Genomic DNA, 208 nt, shown 5'->3' on the forward strand with positions numbered 1-208 from the left:
GCGGTGCGGGACGAGGAGCTGATCCCGCAGCTGGTCGAGCTCTGGGAGACGAACTACCGCGTCTATGGAATCCGCAAGCTCTGGAAAGCCGCCGGCCGGGCGGGGATCATGATCGGCCGAGACCAGACCGCCCGGCTGATGCGCGCTGCAGGCATCGAGGGTGCGCGGCGGTCGAAGAGGGTCAAGACCACCCGGCCGGACCCGGCCT

The 208-nt window shown here is 69.7% G+C and carries 1 protein-coding gene; it reads left to right on the plus strand.

Translation table 11 applies throughout. The annotated features are described in order from the left end of the window. Window positions 1–208 (plus strand): IS3 family transposase (locus ACUJ8O_RS11635; protein ID WP_445373416.1); only part of this gene is annotated, 208 nt, incomplete at both ends.

It is taken from the genome of Micrococcus sp. EWR3.9.1 (assembly GCF_052615555.1).